Raw genomic sequence first — 16,000 nt, 5'->3', positions numbered from 1 at the left:
ATTAAACCATGTGCCTCCCTGCGAGGCAAGGACTACTCTGCCATGCCTGTTGAACGCCCCGTATCTTCCCCGTTACCCTCGTCCGCCCTGCTGGTGGCCGCCATCATCCTGCTGGGCCTGAATTTGCGCCCCATCCTGGCCGCCATCGGCCCCTTGCTCGACAGTATCCAGGCCAGCACGGGCCTCAGCAATGCCGACGCGGGCTTGCTGACCACCGTGCCCGTGTTCGCCATGGGCGTGTGCGCGCTGGCGGGCGCGCAGTTGCAGCGCCGGCTGGGCGTGGCGCGCGGCATCGGACTCGGCATCGCCATCATCGCTGCCGCCTGCGCCTTGCGCTGGCCCCTGCACGGCAGCGGCGGCCTGATCGCCACGGCGGCCCTGGGCGGCCTGGGCATCGCGCTGGTGCAGGCGCTGCTGCCGGCCTTCATCAAGCGCCATTTCCCCGAGCGGGCGGGTCAGTTGATGGGTTTTTATACGACGGGCATCATGGGCGGCGCGGCCATCGCGGCCGCGTCCGCTTCGCCGCTGGCGCAAAGCTGGGGCTGGCAAGCGCTGCTGGCCCTGTGGGCGCTGCCCGCCGTGGCCGCCGCGCTGCTGTGGCGCCGCGCCGCCGCCTCGCGCGTGGACGTGTCCGGCGGCGCGGGCGCCAGCCTGCCCGTGGGTAACCCCCGCGCCTGGCTGCTGATGGTGTTTTTCGGCATCGGCACGGGCGCCTATACCCTGGTGCTGGCCTGGCTGCCGCCGTTTTACACGGAACTGGGCTGGAGCGCGGCCGACAGCGGCTTGCTGCTCGGTGGCCTGACCCTGGTGGAAGTGCTGGCGGGACTGGCGATTTCCAGCGTCATCCACCGCTTCTCCGACCGCCGCATCCTGCTGCTGTCGGTACTGCTGGCCGTGCTGGCCGGCCTGGCTTGCCTGATCGTGGCGCCCGCGCAACTGGCCATTCCTGCCGTGATCCTGCTCGGTTGCGGCATCGGCGCCCTGTTTCCCCTGTCGCTGATCGTCAGCATGGATCACGTGCGTGATCCTGCCGGCGCCGGCGCCTTGCTCGGTTTCGTGCAGGGCGGCGGCTACATCATTGCCAGCAGCATGCCCTTCATCGCCGGCCTGATCCGCCAGCACTCGTCCAGCCTGGCCCAGGCGTGGATGGTGATGGCCGGGGGCGTGGTGCTGTTATTGCTGATCGCCGTGCGCTTCGCGCCGGGGGCGCGGCTGGCCGGTGCGCGCTAGCGTGCGCATGGCGTATCGGGTCAGCTGATATATTTCAGCCATGAACATCGTCGACCACTATTTAGCCGGCTTGCGCCAGGCCATGCCGCCGGAACCGCTGGCGGAACTGGCGCTGTCCAGCGGCGCCAGCGCGGCGCAGCTGGACAGCTTGCGCCAGGCGTATCCGCTGTGCCCGGACAGCCTGCTGCGCCTGCTGGGCCAGTACAACGGCACGTATTACCAGGAGTATGCGGGCGGCATGGTACTGGTGTACATGCTGGGCTCGGACGTGTTCGAGTATCCGTATTATCTGAGTTCCGTTGAACAGATCCTGGAAGACCGGCAAGCGAACCAGCGCAGCATCGCCGATATCTACGGCCATTACCTGGAAGACGACCCCGGCATCGTCGACACCCGCATCGACGCAGGCGTCCAGCAGGGCCAGCGCCTGTGTTTTTCGCATTGCATGAACAATGGCGGATCCTCGCGCCTGTATGTCGATTTCACGCCGACGGCGTCGGGCAAGGTGGGGCAGGTCGTGCGCTTCCTGCACGATCCTGATAGCTACCTGGTCATCGCCGACAGCTTCGACGCGTATCTGCAAATGCTGATCGATGACGGCTACGGCTTCCTGATCGATGACAATTTCGAATAAGCGCGCCGCGCCGCCGTCCCTGCTGCCCGCCAACCGCCGCATCGTGCTGTCCGGCGAGGATGCGCTGCGCATCCTGCGCGAGATCGAATTCCTGCTGCAGTCGCTGCATCACATCGGCCGCCATTATTATCCCGATGGCGACGATGACGGCGCCGATGCCCTGCGCCGCGCGCAGTATTGCGCGGAGACGACACATTTCATCGACGCGCAGCAGGCGACGACCCGTCTGGCGCTGATGCGCCGCATCCTGTCCGCCCCATTCGACACCACCCTGGGCGACGACGACATGGACGATATCGAGCGCGCCGTCGCCGCGCTGCCGCTGTGGCGCGCTCCCGGCGACTGATCACAAAAACTAATTGAAATCTAAAATTTGATAGTTTTTCCTGTTCAGGACGTTTGTGCCGCCGGACGGCCTTACAATGCTAGGTTATGCGTTTTCGTGATATCAGACTGTGGCTAGCGGAAAATACCTAGCTAATTGAAAGAATCGGTCTGATAAAATCCGGAACACCCGATCGACCAAACAGGAAGGCAGCACAGCATGGATTCGTCATCTGATAAAAAAGAAGAATTGCGTCAACAATTGCGCTTGGCCGCACTCGAGTATCACGAGTGCCCGCGCCCCGGCAAAATCAGCGTGACGCCGACCAAACAACTGACCAACCAGCGCGACCTGGCGCTGGCCTATTCGCCAGGCGTGGCCGCTCCCTGTGAAGAAATCGTCATCGATCCGGCGAATGCCTATAAATATACGGCGCGCGGCAACCTTGTGGCCGTCATCACCAACGGCACGGCCGTACTGGGACTGGGCAATATCGGCCCGCTGGCCGCCAAGCCGGTGATGGAAGGCAAGGGCGTGCTGTTCAAGAAATTCGCCGGCATCGACGTCTTCGACATCGAAATCAACGAGATGGACCCCGATAAACTGGTCGACATCATCGCCTCGCTGGAACCGACCTTCGGCGGCGTGAACCTGGAAGACATCAAGGCGCCCGAGTGCTTCTACATCGAGCGCCAGCTGCGCGACCGCATGAAGATTCCCGTCTTCCATGACGACCAGCACGGCACCGCCATCATCGTCGGCGCGGCCATCCTGAACGGCTTGAAAGCCGTCGGCAAGAAAATCGAGGACTGCAAGCTGGTCGTGTCGGGCGCGGGCGCCGCGGCGCTGGCCTGCCTGGACCTGATCGTCGACCTGGGCTTCCCCCTGAAAAACATCTACGTCACCGACCTGGCCGGCGTCGTCTACAAGGGCCGCACGGAACTGATGGACCCGGACAAGGAACGCTTCGCGCAAGACACGCCGCTGCGCACCCTGGCCGAGATTATCCCGGACGCCGACATTTTCCTCGGCGTCTCCGCCGGCGGCGTGCTGAAGCAGGACATGGTGCGCAAGATGGCGCCGAACCCGCTGATCCTGGCACTGGCCAACCCGAATCCGGAAATCCTGCCGGAAGAAGTCAAGGCCGTGCGCAGCGACGCCATCATCGCCACGGGCCGTTCGGACTATCCGAACCAGGTCAACAACGTGCTGTGCTTCCCGTACATCTTCCGCGGCGCCCTCGATTGCGGCGCAACCACCATTACGCGCGAAATGGAAATCGCCGTCGTGCACGCGATCGCCGACCTGGCGCACGCCGAGCAGTCCGACATCGTGGCCACGACCTACGGCATCAGCAACCTGTCGTTCGGCCCTGAATACCTGATCCCGATGCCGTTCGATCCGCGCCTCCTGATCAAGATCGCGCCGGCCGTGGCCAAGGCGGCCGAGGATTCCGGCGTCGCCACGCGTCCGATCAAGGACTTGCAGGCGTACGCGGACAGCCTGCAGCAATTCGTCTACCGCAGCGGCACCTTCATGAAGCCGCTGTTCCTGATGGCCAAATCCACGCCTGCCGAACTCAAGCGCATCGTCTACGCCGAAGGCGAAGAAGAGCGCGTGCTGCGCGCCGTGCAAGTGGTGGTCGATGAAAAACTGGCGCGCCCCATCCTGGTGGGCCGTCCGCCCGTGCTCGAAGCGCGCATCCAGAAGTTCGGCCTGCGCCTCAAGCAAGGCGTCGATTTCGACGTCATCAACCCGGACTTCGACGAGCGCTATCGCGATTACTGGAACACGTATTACGCGATGACCAGCCGCAAGGGCGTCACCGAGGAATACGCGAAGCTGGAAATGCGCCGCCGCCATACCCTGATCGGTTCGATGATGATCCACAAGGGCGACGCGGACGGCATGATCTGCGGCACCTTCGGCACTACCCAGCTGCACCTGAAATACATCGACCAGGTGCTGGGCAAGCGCGCCGGCAGCAATGTCTACGCCGCCATGAACGTGCTGATCATGCCGGAACGCCAGCTGGTGATGGTCGACACGCACGTCAACGAAAACCCGGACGCCGAGCAATTGGCCGAGATCACTATCATGGCCGCCGAAGAGATGACCCGTTTCGGCCTGTCGCCGCGCGCGGCCCTGCTGTCGCACTCGAACTTCGGTTCCAGCGACAGCGCCTCGGCGCAAAAGATGCGCGCCGCCCTGGCCATCATCAAGGAACGCGCGCCGGACCTGGAAATCGACGGCGAAATGCACGGCGATACGGCCCTCGACAGCAAGCTGCGTCAGAAAATCATGCCGAATTCGGCGTTGAAGAACGACGCCAACCTGCTCGTCATGCCGAACATCGAATCGGCCAACATCGCCTACAACCTGGTGAAGACGGCCGCCGGCAACGGCATCGCCGTGGGCCCGATCCTGCTCGGCTGCGCCAAGCCCGTGCACATTTTGACGCCATCGGCCACCGTGCGCCGCATCGTCAACATGACGGCACTGTGCGTAGTGGACGCTGTCGCCCAGCGTAAAGTCTAAGCGTTAGCTGCACATGAAAAGCCGCCCCGTCCGCAAGGAGGGGCGGCTTTTTTTTACATCGGTGGCACGGGCAGGGCCGTGGCGGCCGGCTGGCGGCGCAGGTAATAGTGGCGGTACAGCATGATCTCGCCCCACACCAGCAGCAGCGCGACCAGCGCGAACAGGCCCAGCGTGATCTTGAGCGAATTGAAATAGGCGCCGGCCTGGCGTTTGATGGCGTCGATGAAAATCATCGGCACTGATTTGTCGAGTTTGCTGAAGTCGGCCTGGCGCGCCACATCGGTGGTCAGGCGCACGGCCAGGTCGGTGCCCAGGCTGGCCAGTTCGCCCGTCGCCTGGCCACGGAAGCCGGCGCCCTTGAGCGCGTCGCCCAGCACGCCGGCCCTGGCGATCAGCTGTTCCTGCAGCACCTGCGTCAGCAGCACGCTGCCACGGCGCAGGATGAATTCATTGATCCAGCGCGCCTTGCTGCGTTCCCAGTAACTGTCCGAGGTGGGCCGGTAATACATGTCTTGCACGAAGGGTTCGATCAGGCTGCGCATGCTGACCGGCTGGCCCGGGGCGATCAGCCTGGCCTGCTGTTCCAGGTAGACGCGCAGCGCCGGCATCTGTGCTTCGACCACCGGCTGCAGGTCGCGCTCGAGGGCCTGGTTGACCACGCGGTGCACGCTGTGCACGGCGCCAAACCCGCCGCCGAGGAGCGGCAGCGCGAGCAGGATCAACACATAGCTGAGCTTGGCGGCCACATGCCAGGCGGGCGGACGGCGCACCAGCAGGCATTTTCTGGCCAGCTGGTAGCAGATGCCGAGCGCCAGCACGAAGCCGAGCACGCCATACAGCAGCATCCACGGCAGGACCGTCCACAGCAGGTCGCTGCCGAATGGCGCCAGGGCGCTGCCCCAATGGATCAGTTGTTGCTTCATCTACATTGCCTTGATATGGAAAATCAGGCAATTATAGCTATTTAGCAAATAGACATGGCGCGCTTGACCTCAGTGCGCCATCAGCACGGGCAAGTCCAGCATGGCTGTGCTCATGGGCGGTTTTCTTATGGGGGGGGCTTGATGTGGGTCAAAAAAACACGGGCCATGACCTTTCGCAAGGCCACAGCCAGGAAATGTCGATTTATTTGATGTGCATCAAAATGCCTGGTCTACTGCCGGCGATAATGGCATCGAACTCCTTGCCCTTCCAGTGGTCTGCATCGGCGCCGGCGCCATCTGTCCGGCACTTCCTTGTGTGACGCAACAACGCTGGCCGTGGCGGGAGTTCACTTAATTGTAGGGCTGCAAGTCCAGCCAGACGGCATACGACAGGCGCTTGCCGTTCCACAGGCCGCCGCCGCGGATGACGGCGTCGCACGAGGTCAGCTGGCCTACCAGGTCCATGCGGCCCAGGTTGCGGCGCAGGCGCAGGGCGTCGTTGTGCGACAGGTAGCCGACCAGTTGGCCGTCGATGAAGACGGCGATGGCCTTGTCCTGGAACGGGTTGGCATCGTCGCAGACGAGCAGGGCCAGGCATTTTTCTTCCGCGTTGCCGGGACCGTGTTCGCCGGCCAGCTTGGCGATGGCGGGCTGGTACATCGCTTCATTTTCCACTTCCGACGCAAAGCGTCCTTCATCGCTCCAGTGGTGCGCCGGTGCGCCCGCAGGGATCGCCGGCACGTACTGGCGCACGGAGACGAGCGGCTTGTGCAGCGGTTTGACGGGCGTGCGGCCGCTGAAGACGTAGTACAGCAGGGCGATGACGATCACGATGGCAAGCAGGTAAAGCATGGTATCTCTCTGATTTCGAAGGGGGGAGCCGGGATCGCGGGCATGCCGCGCGGCGATGCCGCTACTATAGCAAGTTCGCCGCCCGGCCCCGGGGAAATCTGGCCATGATCCGGCGCCGCCGGCGCAGCGCCAGCGGATCGTTCAGCACGATGGGCGAGGCGCCCGTCAAGCCCGAATAATACTGGCCGTGCCGGCGCAGGACGGTGGCATAGTCGCGCAGCGCATGGCCGTGCGCCAGCATGCGCGCATCGCAATCGACCTCGATGGCAAAGCGCAGCCGGTGCAGCTGCCACCACAGGGGCAGGTTCCACGGCATGATCACGATCAAGGCGTACGCCAGCGCCAGCAACTGCGGGTCGCGCGCGGCCAGCCGGCATTGTGCGTGCGCCAGCAGCAGCGCCTGTTGTTGGGGAGGAATCAGTTGCAGCCAGACGGGCATCACGATGCGGGGCCGCAGCAGCCCGGCCACGCAGGGGCCGATACCGCCGCTCAAGTACACTGGCGTGCCCAGCAGCGATGTTTTCTGCCAGCGCCGCTGGTGCGACAGCAGCCAGATGCTGCGTAGCGCCAGCATCAAGAGCATGCCGCTCGATAACACGAACCAGCCCAGTTTCAGCTGTGCCTGCTCGGCCGGCATGGCCTTCAGCACGCCGGGCAGCCATGCCAGGGGCAAGAGGACGGACGCGGCGATGGCCGCCAGCCATGGCCAGCGTGTCGTGCGCCCGCACCGTTGCCGTGCGCGCTCGGCGCGCCAGGCGGCAGCGCTCAACAGCAGCGCCAGCGCCATGCAGCACAGCAGCCAGACCGGCATCGGTCGCTTAGCGCTTCAGCGCCATGCCGACGGAGGCGGGCGCCGTATGCTTGAAACCGAACTGCGCATACAGGTCTTGCGCCTGGCCATCGGCGATCAGGCTGACATACGCGCTGGGCGGTACTTCCGTCTCGATGAATTGCATGATCTCGCGCATGATGCGCTTGCCCAGGCCCTTGCCCTGGTGGGCCGGCAGCACGGCGATATCGGCGACCTGGAAGAAGCAGCCGCCATCGCCGATGACCCTGCCCATGCCCACCACTTCGTCGCCCAGCAGCACTTGCACGGCAAACAGCGAGTTCGGCAAGCCCTTGGCCGCCGCCTCCGCGGTTTTCGCGCTCAGCCCGGCGGCGACGCGCAGGTGCTGGTAGGTGGCGATGGAGGGGATGGCCAGGCGGGTGGTGTAGGGTGATACGGCGGTCAAGACGGTCTCCTGTGCAATATGGATGGAATGGCCATTATAGGCGGCGAGCGCGGCCGGGGGCGGCACGCTTTATTCGCCGCGTCCTATGTCGTGCGCGGCGCTTTTGCGCTATGGTGGCGTCATTCATTTATTTGTTGAAAGCACGCCATGTCCGCAGGATTTACCGCCACCGAGTTGTCCGTCATCCATGAAGACGACGCCCTGATCACCACCCTGGCCGCGCCAGCGGGCAAAGGCGAGCCCGTCTACCTGATGCTGCAGCGCGCCGACGAATACGACGAGCAGGACGTCGCCACGGGCATGGACGAGCCGTATATTGAATATTGCAGCCAGGAATTTGCCTGGTATGGCCACATGCACGCCGTGATCCTGCATCCGAACCGCCTGTCCGTGCAGATGGATGCCGAGGCCGCCATGCAGATGGATGACGACGGCCAGATCGACGTGCGTTTCAACTTGACGCCCGAGCGCTACGCCCAGCTGCAGCAGGCGCTGCGCACCACGTTCGAGGGCTGCGATTACTATCGCGAGGAACGTTGATCTGCGCGGACGGCGCCGGCCATGGTGTCGTCTATGCTCGATAGCGGGTATTAACTGGGGGAGAAGACGATGACGGTGCTGATACTCGGTTTGCTGCTGTTCCTGGGTGTGCACTCGGTGCGCATCGTCGCCGACGGCTGGCGCAGCGTCCAGTTGATGCGCCTGGGCGAAAAGCGCTGGAAGGGGCTGTATTCGCTCGTGGCGTTTGCCGGGCTGGGCCTGATCATCTGGGGCTACGCCCTGGCGCGCCAGCAGCCGCAGGCACTGTGGACGCCGCCCATGGGCTTGCGCCACGCCAGCGGCCTGCTGATGCTGTTCTCGCTGATTTTGCTGGCGGCGGCCAATGTGCCGCGCAACCGCATCAAGACCCTGGTGCACCATCCCATGCTGCTGGGCACGCAACTCTGGGCCGTCGCGCATCTGCTGGCCAACGGCAACGTGGCCGACGTGCTGCTGTTCGGCAGCTTCCTCGTCTGGTCGTCAGTGGATCTGGTTTTTGCCGTGCAGCGCGACCGCGCGGCCGGCGTGGCCTACCAGGGCGGCACCATGCAAGGCACCCTGATCGCCATAGCCGCAGGCTGTGCGCTGTGGCTGCTGCTGGCGTTCTGGCTGCACGGCGTGCTGTTTGGCGTGCGGCCGTTTGGATAGCCGGATGGCTGCACACGCAATGTCGTGCGTTTCAGCATTGTTGATACGGAGCGGGCGGCGGTGCTGGAGCGCAGATCGGGGCGCTAATACAAAAAAACCCGCAGCATCTGGCGATGGGCGGGTTTGATCAGGTACAACTAAAGTGTTCTGTGGTGCGGGAGCCGGAATCGAAAACCGCTATGAGAATTCAGCGAATATCCAAAAATACCATCATAAATACCATCATCGGAGAAAAAGTTCTTCGTTACCATTCCACTTGGAGCGGTTGCTGGTGACTTCAGACAAGTAGTCTAGTACAAAAACCGTCAAATGCTAGCACTCCCGATGAATTTTTTTGATTTTGTATTTTCCTTCCAGCAAGCATCGGCAGCGAGGGAACGCTTTCTTGAAAAGTATGGCCGAAATTACTGCGAGTTGCTTTGAGGCCGCAGCTTCCCCACTGCGGTGTCCGCTTACGCCCCGAAGCAGACATAGATCTGACGCATTCGACATATGCCACCGCAGCCGATTAAGCGTCGTGATAAACAACGCCGTATGTGTCGAACATAGCTCCAGCTAGCTCGACCATGCTTAAGCCGCTGCGCTCCCAAAAAAACAGAAAGTATTCCAACTTGTCGTAAGGTGCTTCAGCGTCCATGCCGTGCAGCGCACAAATCGTGGTTCTGATACGCAACACCTCAGGGTCATCCGACATATCGCGTCCTCGGATGGTCTCCCAAAGCCTCACCCGGACAGCTATGGCCTCGCTATCCGTTGCCGCGCCCTCAAGATATCGTTTAGCAGCCAAAACAGAAGACTGCGCGGGAACGGGTAGACATTCGATCACCCGAGCCAGGGCGTTAACCATAAAGCGTTGAGCATCACCGTGCTCTACCGGATCATCCAGATCAACGGTGGATGAAATAACATTAAAAGGATCACGGTGAGACATGCTGACTTTCTGAGTAAAGCTTTATTGGTCAATTGCCGACTGTCCGCTTCTGGCCGGTTGCTGCCGTTGGCAGCTTCCGCCCCATAGCGGACTTTGCAATATCAAAATGATCGCCTGAACATTATTAGAGCTTTGAGTCTCGGTCGCAGGCGTATTTAGGGTGCGGCGCTGGAGCGAGGAAAGTATCGATGGCGGATACAATTTTGGCCTTCAATTGTTCACTACCAGCATCTTGCATATCCTTGTGGCGCGAGCCTTTGATGTGGACCACGCATGTACCGTAGTGGCCGCGCTCTTTCTCATTCGGCAGTACACCGCGGTCGGCAGTGGTGTCACTGGCACGAATTGTCAGGACGTGGATACCAGCTGAGCGGGGCAACGCGACCCGACGGCTGTCGAGGCTGATAAAGCTGGATACGCGGCTCGGGTTGTCAGCGGCAAACTGAGCCGAACTGTCGCCACCAAGGGAGTGCCCGACGAGAAGCAAGTGTCTCCAATCGAACTGAGGATAGCGTACTGCGGTCCCGTCGATCACGGTGGAGATCGACCGTGAAGTTACGCGGGCCATCGCCCGTAGTTGCTTCGTAATCGGCGCGTTTCGATCTAACGCTATGCCGCCAGAGCTATCTTGCAACGCGACAACCAAGTAACCCATTCGGTTGAGATTTTGTGTGACGAATGAGTAGTCTGAACCGGAAAGCCCATATCCTGGGCTAAGGATTGCAACTGGACATGGTTGCGCACGAGTGCACGCTTGCACATTAGGTGGAACGTGAATATTCACTGGTACGGCAGCAAAGGCCATAGGTGTGCAAAAGATCAGGGGAATTAAGGTGACGAGACGGCGCATTGAATCCTTTCTTGCTACGTTTGGAGGATGCTGAATCTGGGGTTACTGATGATTATCTCTGAAGTCGAACAACGAACAATGAGAATGCGATGTAACGACTACATGACGAGTTAAGGCGTAGCCTCGCAATAGGTCTGCTTTTGGCCGCTTGCCGTCATTGACCGGTTGAATCCGCAGCCGACAGCCGCCCCGAGAATAGCAAATTGCCAAACAGAAAACTACACGCATTGTCACGCCCGAGAAAATGGCTTTCTCATGCGCCAAACGTTCGCCGCCATGTCGAAATGCAACCGGTAAAGCTGCTGCTAAGGCCGCCAGCACCTGGCCGATTATCTGGCGCGCCCGCTTGAGCGTTTCCGGACAGCGCCCTGCGGCATGGACAGCCTGGGCGGCGGTGGCAGGTTCGGCAAGTGCGCCATGCGCTCCAGGCAGGGCGCTGCGGCGGCGGCCACTGTTCCGCTCGATGCCTGCAGCAGCGCATAGCGTGCCGCTTGCGCTTCGGCCATGGCCGATGCGTGGCAGGTCAACCCGGCCAGCGCGCCAAATTCTGCGACCGTGATGGCGCTGCCGCTGCGGCAAAGGTCGGACGCCAGGCGGGATGCCGCCTGGTGGCGCAAGGCGTAGGCGACTGGCTGCCTGGACAGTTTGATCCAGGCCTGGAAGCGGCCATGCTGCACTTCCACCACGGCGGCGCTCTGCCAGCCGCGCGCGTCCAGGCGCTGCAAGTCGGCCTGTTGCAGGCCGTCGAGCAGCACCAGGCCATGCTGGCCTGCGGGGCGCAGGGTGACGTCGTAGCCGCGCGCATTCATGCGCTTGAGCCAGGTCAGACTGCGGAGCAGTTCCAGCCCGCTCCACTGTCGCGTCTCTTGCTTGCCGTCCCTTGCCTGCACCAGCCTGACGACGAACTGCGCGCAGCCCATTGCCGTCATTTGCCCGCGCACGGCTTCCAGGCTGCGGTCGCGGGCCGGATCAGCGCGGCCAGTTGCTGCGCGTCCAGCACGTTCTGCAACCTGGGGGCAGGTGCCAGACAGAGCCACAATGCGCTGGCGAGCAGCCCCGTCATCATGCCCACCAGCGCAGCCAGCAGATACTGGCGCTGCGACAGCATACGGCTGCTGCAGTCGATTGCCTGGGCGCTCTCGCGCGCCGCCTGTTCCGCGCTGCGCCAGGCGCTCGTCGCCGCCTCGATCTGGCTCCGGAACTGCTCGCCCTGGCGCGTGCCGTCGAGGCCTAGCTGCTGCATCGTCTGGCGCGCCTCGTCCGTCAGCGCCGCCATCGCCTGCGCCAGCGGCTCCAGGGTCGCCGCCAGCTCCTCGGCGCTGGCCAGCTTCGCCTGGTGCAGCTGCGCCATGTTGCACGCCAGCGCGTCCAGCTGCGCCGTATTCTCGGCAGTGGCCAACTGCCGCAAGGTCTCGCTCTTTGTCATAGTGGACTCCTCGTTTCGCCAGCCCCATCGGGCTGTATCCGCGTCCCAGGTCGCTGCCCTTCATCAGCACGCCATCGAGGCGGTAGGACAGGCCCGCCAGGGTGCTGTCATGGCGCTGCGTCACCGGCACCAGGGCCACGCCCGCCGCTGCCAGGTGCTGCATGAAAGCGGTGAAACTGGCGCAGCCGGTGATGGCGGCGTCGCACAGCTGCTGCAGCCGCTGCCGTGTCGAGGCGATGCCGGTGCGCAGTCCTGCCTCGATCTCGCCCCTGCTCGCCGCGCGGCGCGGCGCCTCTACGGAGGGGCGCAGCTGCTGCAGGCCGAAGTCGCGTTCGACCGCGCGCATGATGCTTTCCTGGCGCCGGTAGTCGTGGCTGTCGCTGGCAACGCCGCCATCGCAGCGGACACGGTTGACCAGCAGGTGCACGTGTTCATGCCGGGTGTCGGCATGGCGCGTCAGCAGGTACTGGTTGTCGTCCAGGCCCATGCCCGCCAGATAGCGGCCCGCGATCTGCGTCCACTGGGCGTCGGACAGCTGCTCTCCCGGCGCGGCCGACAGCGACACGTGCAGCACCGCCTTGCCCAGGCCTGGGCGCAGCTTGCGCACGGCGCCGAATTCCTGCGCCAGTTCGCGCGGCGTGCGGCCGGTCATGTTGGTGTCGATCACGCGCGCCTGCTCCTTGCCCAGGCATAGGCCAGCACGCCGCGAAAGCCGCGTCCCTTGATGGCCTTAGCGATCATCGTCCTGCTCCTTCACGCCCAGCAGTGCCAGCCGCAGGCGGCGCGTTTCCGCGATCAGCCGCTGCAGCAGGGCGTCGGCCACGGCGACGCGGCCGCCCTCGTTGGCGAGATGGGTCAACTGATTCAGGTTGGACGCCAGGCGGGCCAGTTCCACGTAGTGTTCGCGGTTGATGGCGGCGACGGGCGGTCGGGGCAAGGCGCGCGCCAGCGCTGCGGCGCGCAGCCATTGCGCGGGACGCATCTGCATGCGGGCGGCGCGTTCCAGCTGCGCCGCATGTTCGGCGGCCGACACGCGCACGCCGATGGTGGCGCCGCGCACGGCGGCCGGGTCGCCTTTCGGGCGGCCGCCTTGTCGCTTGCGTGGCGTGGTCTCGGCGTGCATCGATGCTCCTGGTGTGGTGGGCGAGCGCAGCGAGGATGGCCCCGCAGGGCAAGCCGGTTTGAGCGAAGCGAAAACATGGCTTGCTCCTCGCCAGCTCACGCGCCCGCGGCTCCCCGGTCTTTAATGTAGGCGCGGGCCCGCCGCTTTCCTTATGCGATATCAAACAGCGCGGGCGCTGTCGCGAAACAGGATGACGGCGGATGTGGGTGGACGCACGCCGTGTCGCCTATCGTGGCGCGGCGACGACATGCGCGCGTGGCGCGGCACCTGTTCCGGCCAGCGCCGTCGCTGGTTTTCTTTCTCCAGACGGGCGTCGCCGTCAGGCTGGCGGCGTGGCGACGCCGTCGCGCAGGGCGTCGAGATAGTCGGCCCAGCGCTGCATCATGGCGCGGCGCGCAGGCAGGTGCGCCGTGCGGTTGTAGGCGCGCCCGTTCGGGTCGATGACGCTGTGCGCCAGCTGGTGCTCGATCAGGTCCACGCGCTCTTGCAGCACTTCGTCGAGGATGGTGCGGGCCATGGCGCGGAAACCGTGGCCGGTCATGACTTCCTTGGCATAGCCGAGGGAACGCAGCGCCGCATTGATGGTGTTTTCGCTCATGCAGCGCTGGCCGCTGCGCAGGCCGGGAAACACGTAGCGGCCTTCGCCGGTGACAGGCTGCAGCGCGCGCAGGATCGCCACGGCCTGTGTCGGCAGCGGCACCAGGTGTTCGAGCTGCATTTTCATTTTCCTGGCCGGGATGCGCCACTCGGCGGCATCGAGATGGATTTCGCTCCATTCGGCGGCGCGCAGTTCGCCGGGACGCACGAACAGCATGGGCGCCAGTTTCAGCGCCGCCACCGCCGTAACGTGGCCGTGGTAGCCATAAATGGCGCGCAGCAGCGGCGCGACATCGCCCGGCTCCGTCAGTGCCGGGTAGTGCGTTCTCGGCACCGGCGTCAATGCGCCTTTCAGGTCCGCCGTGACGTCGCGCTCGACGAGGTCCATCGCCACGCCGAAGCGCAGCACCTGGCCGCACAGCTGCTTGATGCGGTGCGCCGAATCGATCGCGCCGCGCGCCTCGACGCGCTGCACCACGCGCAGCACGTCGCGCGGGCGGATGGTGTTGAGCGGCATCTTGCCCAGATACGGGATGACGTCGCCTTCGAGCCAGTTGCCGACTTTCTTTTGCGTACTGGCGCTGCCGTTGCGCTGGATGGTGAGCAGCCACTGGCGCGCCAGCTTGTCGAAGGTATTCAAGGCGGCGCTGCGCTGCTCGGCCTTCTGGGCGCGCTTGACGGCGTTCGGATCGATCCCTTCGGCCAGCGCCTTGCGCGCGTCTTCGGCCTTGCGCCGCGCCTTGGCCAGGCTCACGCGGGGGTAGACGCCCAGGGCCAGCGTCTTTTGTTTGCCTGCATGGCGGTAATTCAACCGCCAGTATTTGCCCGTACGGGTAACCAGCAGGTACATGCCGTACAGGTCGGGATACTTGTCGCCGCTGGGCGTGCCCTGGTAGACGGCATGGCGGATAAACAGATCGGACAGTGGCATGGCGCACTCCCTGATGGTATTTTTTTAGAGAAAATCCTAAATCCAGCAAAAAGTACCAACAAAATTCATGGCTTTGAATGTACGCCGATGGACAAATACGGACAACAAAAAACCCGCTCTCCTATGACGAAGGCGGGTTCCTGGATGTTTTTCGAGCTTTTACTGCTGTGTTCTGGTGCCGGGAGCCGGAATCGAACCGGCACGCTGTTTCCAGCGCGGGATTTTGAGTCCCGTGCGTCTACCTATTCCGCCATCCCGGCAACGCGAGACGCATTATCACTGATTTGTCACAATCTGGCAAGTTTTATGCTTGGCGTGCGTTTGCCACATGCATGGAGAATCTGTGAAGACGCCGATTCCAGCGCAAGAAGCGGAGTGCCGCGCCTGGCTTGCCGGCCTATCTTTTCCCTTTCAACCACTGAAGGGGACGCAAATGTTGCAACTGGAAAATAAGGTCGCGATCGTCACGGGCGCCAGCTCGGGCATCGGCCTTGCGGCGGCGCGGCTGTTTGCCCGCCATGGCGCGCGGCTGGTGCTGGTGGCGCGGCGGCGGAAGGAACTCGATGCGCTGGTGGGGCAGCTGGCGGACGGCGGCGCGCAAGCCGTGGCTTGCGCCGGCGATGTGGGCGACGCGGCATGCGCGCAAGCGGCCGTGGCGCTGGCGCTGCAACGCTTTGGCGGCCTCGATATCGCCTTCAATAATGCGGGCACCCTGGGGCCCATGGGGCCCACGCCGGAAGTTGCCCTGGAAGACTGGCGGGCGGCGGTCGATACCAATCTCACCAGTGCCTTCCTGGCAGCCAAATATCAGTTGCCCGCCATGGCGGCGCGCGGCGGCGGTTCGCTGATTTTTACCTCGACCTTTGTCGGGCATACGCTGGGCATGTCCGGCATGGCCGCGTATGCGGCCAGCAAGGCGGGCGTGATCGGCTTGACCAAGGCCCTGGCGGCCGAGTATGGCGCGGCGGGCGTGCGCGTGAATGCCCTGCTGCCGGGCGGCACCGATACGCCGATGGGGCGGGCAGTGGCGAATACGCCCGAGGCGCTGGCCTTCGTGGCGGGATTGCATGCCCTGAAACGCCTGGCCACGTCGGACGAGATCGCCCGCTCGGCGCTGTACCTGGCATCCGATGCCTCGAGCTTCACCACCGGCACGGCGCTGCTGGCCGATGGCGGCGTGTCGATCGTGCGGACATAAACGCGGCGGCGTAAACGCC

At 63.8% G+C, this 16,000-nt stretch carries 17 protein-coding genes, 1 tRNA gene and 1 pseudogene; 7 read left to right on the top strand and 12 right to left on the bottom strand.

Going from position 1 to position 16,000, the window contains the following annotated elements; translation table 11 throughout:
* Positions 1-42 precede the first annotated feature (42 nt).
* The 4 genes from ACQ4WQ_RS21665 (at position 43) to ACQ4WQ_RS21650 (ending at position 4,727) form a co-directional block, all read left to right on the top strand.
* A complete protein-coding gene (locus tag ACQ4WQ_RS21665; RefSeq protein WP_436499908.1) occupies positions 43-1,230 on the top strand; it encodes an MFS transporter in 1,188 nt (395 codons plus the stop codon).
* A gap of 40 nt (positions 1,231-1,270) precedes the next feature.
* A complete protein-coding gene (locus ACQ4WQ_RS21660; protein WP_436499906.1) occupies positions 1,271-1,864 on the top strand; it encodes an SMI1/KNR4 family protein in 594 nt (197 codons plus the stop codon).
* Positions 1,848-2,210 (top strand): hypothetical protein, encoded by a 363-nt coding sequence (locus ACQ4WQ_RS21655; RefSeq protein WP_436499904.1) that lies wholly within the window; start codon positions 1,848-1,850, stop codon positions 2,208-2,210. The genes ACQ4WQ_RS21660 and ACQ4WQ_RS21655 overlap by 17 nt, the downstream gene beginning before the upstream one ends.
* Positions 2,211-2,408: 198 nt before the next feature.
* Positions 2,409-4,727 (top strand): NADP-dependent malic enzyme, encoded by a 2,319-nt coding sequence (locus ACQ4WQ_RS21650; RefSeq protein ID WP_436499902.1) that lies wholly within the window; start codon positions 2,409-2,411, stop codon positions 4,725-4,727.
* A 53-nt stretch (positions 4,728-4,780) separates the two neighbouring features.
* On the opposite strand, the gene ACQ4WQ_RS21645 is transcribed toward ACQ4WQ_RS21650, so the two are convergent.
* The 4 genes from ACQ4WQ_RS21645 to ACQ4WQ_RS21630 all read right to left on the bottom strand — a co-directional run bounded on the left by ACQ4WQ_RS21645 (position 4,781) and on the right by ACQ4WQ_RS21630 (position 7,737).
* Positions 4,781-5,650 carry a hypothetical protein gene (locus ACQ4WQ_RS21645; protein WP_436499900.1) on the bottom strand — a complete coding sequence of 290 codons (870 nt, stop codon included), beginning with the start codon at positions 5,648-5,650 and terminating at the stop codon, positions 4,781-4,783.
* Between the two features lie 351 nt (positions 5,651-6,001).
* Positions 6,002-6,502: a hypothetical protein gene (locus ACQ4WQ_RS21640; protein ID WP_436499898.1), complete on the bottom strand. Its 501-nt coding sequence runs from the start codon at positions 6,500-6,502 to the stop codon at positions 6,002-6,004.
* 64 nt (positions 6,503-6,566) lie between these two features.
* Positions 6,567-7,313, bottom strand: a complete 747-nt coding sequence (locus ACQ4WQ_RS21635) for a M56 family metallopeptidase (protein ID WP_326458700.1) — start codon at positions 7,311-7,313, stop codon at positions 6,567-6,569.
* A gap of 7 nt (positions 7,314-7,320) precedes the next feature.
* The gene (locus ACQ4WQ_RS21630; protein WP_436499895.1) at positions 7,321-7,737 is read right to left on the bottom strand and encodes a GNAT family N-acetyltransferase; all 417 of its coding nucleotides are present in this window, start codon (positions 7,735-7,737) and stop codon (positions 7,321-7,323) included.
* Positions 7,738-7,884: 147 nt separating this feature from the next.
* Here ACQ4WQ_RS21630 and ACQ4WQ_RS21625 point away from each other — a divergent pair, with 147 nt between their 5' ends.
* Together ACQ4WQ_RS21625 and ACQ4WQ_RS21620 are read left to right on the top strand one after the other, a co-directional pair.
* Positions 7,885-8,277, top strand: coding sequence for an Imm10 family immunity protein (locus tag ACQ4WQ_RS21625; RefSeq protein WP_436499893.1), 393 nt, complete (start codon positions 7,885-7,887; stop codon positions 8,275-8,277).
* Positions 8,278-8,346: 69 nt separating this feature from the next.
* A complete protein-coding gene (locus ACQ4WQ_RS21620) occupies positions 8,347-8,925 on the top strand; it encodes an NnrU family protein (protein WP_436499891.1) in 579 nt (192 codons plus the stop codon).
* 508 nt (positions 8,926-9,433) lie between these two features.
* Here ACQ4WQ_RS21620 and ACQ4WQ_RS21615 read toward each other — a convergent pair.
* The 8 genes and pseudogenes from ACQ4WQ_RS21615 to ACQ4WQ_RS21580 all read right to left on the bottom strand — a co-directional run bounded on the left by ACQ4WQ_RS21615 (position 9,434) and on the right by ACQ4WQ_RS21580 (position 15,043).
* Positions 9,434-9,856, bottom strand: a complete 423-nt coding sequence (locus ACQ4WQ_RS21615; protein ID WP_436499890.1) for a hypothetical protein — start codon at positions 9,854-9,856, stop codon at positions 9,434-9,436.
* Between the two features lie 124 nt (positions 9,857-9,980).
* Positions 9,981-10,706 (bottom strand): alpha/beta fold hydrolase, encoded by a 726-nt coding sequence (locus ACQ4WQ_RS21610; RefSeq protein ID WP_436499888.1) that lies wholly within the window; start codon positions 10,704-10,706, stop codon positions 9,981-9,983.
* 329 nt (positions 10,707-11,035) lie between these two features.
* The gene (locus ACQ4WQ_RS21605) at positions 11,036-11,635 is read right to left on the bottom strand and encodes a DNA-primase RepB domain-containing protein (protein WP_436500275.1); all 600 of its coding nucleotides are present in this window, start codon (positions 11,633-11,635) and stop codon (positions 11,036-11,038) included.
* Positions 11,632-12,132, bottom strand: coding sequence for an IncQ-type mobilization protein MobB (locus ACQ4WQ_RS21600; RefSeq protein ID WP_436499886.1), 501 nt, complete (start codon positions 12,130-12,132; stop codon positions 11,632-11,634). Before ACQ4WQ_RS21600 ends, ACQ4WQ_RS21605 begins: the two co-directional genes overlap by 4 nt.
* Positions 12,133-12,508: 376 nt before the next feature.
* Positions 12,509-12,784: pseudogene (locus tag ACQ4WQ_RS21595) on the bottom strand (relaxase/mobilization nuclease domain-containing protein); the annotation flags it as partial.
* Positions 12,785-12,862: 78 nt separating this feature from the next.
* On the bottom strand, positions 12,863-13,255 hold the full coding sequence (locus ACQ4WQ_RS21590; protein WP_436499884.1) for a plasmid mobilization protein: 393 nt from the start codon (positions 13,253-13,255) through the stop codon (positions 12,863-12,865).
* Between the two features lie 319 nt (positions 13,256-13,574).
* Positions 13,575-14,783: a tyrosine-type recombinase/integrase gene (locus ACQ4WQ_RS21585; RefSeq protein WP_436499882.1), complete on the bottom strand. Its 1,209-nt coding sequence runs from the start codon at positions 14,781-14,783 to the stop codon at positions 13,575-13,577.
* A gap of 173 nt (positions 14,784-14,956) precedes the next feature.
* Positions 14,957-15,043, bottom strand: a tRNA-Leu gene (locus tag ACQ4WQ_RS21580).
* Positions 15,044-15,216: 173 nt separating this feature from the next.
* On the opposite strand from ACQ4WQ_RS21580, the gene ACQ4WQ_RS21575 reads away from it, so the two are divergent.
* Positions 15,217-15,981 (top strand): SDR family oxidoreductase, encoded by a 765-nt coding sequence (locus ACQ4WQ_RS21575; RefSeq protein ID WP_436499880.1) that lies wholly within the window; start codon positions 15,217-15,219, stop codon positions 15,979-15,981.
* Positions 15,982-16,000: the final 19 nt, after the last annotated feature.

Source organism: Janthinobacterium goodfellowi (genome assembly GCF_051380695.1).
Classification (GTDB): domain Bacteria; phylum Pseudomonadota; class Gammaproteobacteria; order Burkholderiales; family Burkholderiaceae_D; genus Janthinobacterium.
This window is presented reverse-complemented; position numbering and strand designations above follow the sequence as displayed.

Bases quoted from the DNA above. Each gene is read 5' to 3' on its own strand.
- ACQ4WQ_RS21625 (WP_436499893.1), top strand. From the start codon at position 7,885: ATGTCCGCAGGATTTACCGCCACCGAGTTGTCCGTCATCCATGAAGAC.
- ACQ4WQ_RS21600 (WP_436499886.1), bottom strand. From the start codon at position 12,132: ATGACAAAGAGCGAGACCTTGCGGCAGTTGGCCACTGCCGAGAATACG.
- ACQ4WQ_RS21590 (WP_436499884.1), bottom strand. From the start codon at position 13,255: ATGCACGCCGAGACCACGCCACGCAAGCGACAAGGCGGCCGCCCGAAA.
- ACQ4WQ_RS21665 (WP_436499908.1), top strand. From the start codon at position 43: ATGCCTGTTGAACGCCCCGTATCTTCCCCGTTACCCTCGTCCGCCCTG.
- ACQ4WQ_RS21660 (WP_436499906.1), top strand. From the start codon at position 1,271: ATGAACATCGTCGACCACTATTTAGCCGGCTTGCGCCAGGCCATGCCG.
- ACQ4WQ_RS21645 (WP_436499900.1), bottom strand. From the start codon at position 5,650: ATGAAGCAACAACTGATCCATTGGGGCAGCGCCCTGGCGCCATTCGGC.
- ACQ4WQ_RS21650 (WP_436499902.1), top strand. From the start codon at position 2,409: ATGGATTCGTCATCTGATAAAAAAGAAGAATTGCGTCAACAATTGCGC.
- ACQ4WQ_RS21655 (WP_436499904.1), top strand. From the start codon at position 1,848: ATGACAATTTCGAATAAGCGCGCCGCGCCGCCGTCCCTGCTGCCCGCC.
- ACQ4WQ_RS21575 (WP_436499880.1), top strand. From the start codon at position 15,217: ATGTTGCAACTGGAAAATAAGGTCGCGATCGTCACGGGCGCCAGCTCG.
- ACQ4WQ_RS21605 (WP_436500275.1), bottom strand. From the start codon at position 11,635: ATGACGGCAATGGGCTGCGCGCAGTTCGTCGTCAGGCTGGTGCAGGCA.
- ACQ4WQ_RS21585 (WP_436499882.1), bottom strand. From the start codon at position 14,783: ATGCCACTGTCCGATCTGTTTATCCGCCATGCCGTCTACCAGGGCACG.
- ACQ4WQ_RS21610 (WP_436499888.1), bottom strand. From the start codon at position 10,706: ATGCGCCGTCTCGTCACCTTAATTCCCCTGATCTTTTGCACACCTATG.
- ACQ4WQ_RS21615 (WP_436499890.1), bottom strand. From the start codon at position 9,856: ATGTCTCACCGTGATCCTTTTAATGTTATTTCATCCACCGTTGATCTG.
- ACQ4WQ_RS21640 (WP_436499898.1), bottom strand. From the start codon at position 6,502: ATGCTTTACCTGCTTGCCATCGTGATCGTCATCGCCCTGCTGTACTAC.
- ACQ4WQ_RS21620 (WP_436499891.1), top strand. From the start codon at position 8,347: ATGACGGTGCTGATACTCGGTTTGCTGCTGTTCCTGGGTGTGCACTCG.
- ACQ4WQ_RS21635 (WP_326458700.1), bottom strand. From the start codon at position 7,313: ATGCCGGTCTGGCTGCTGTGCTGCATGGCGCTGGCGCTGCTGTTGAGC.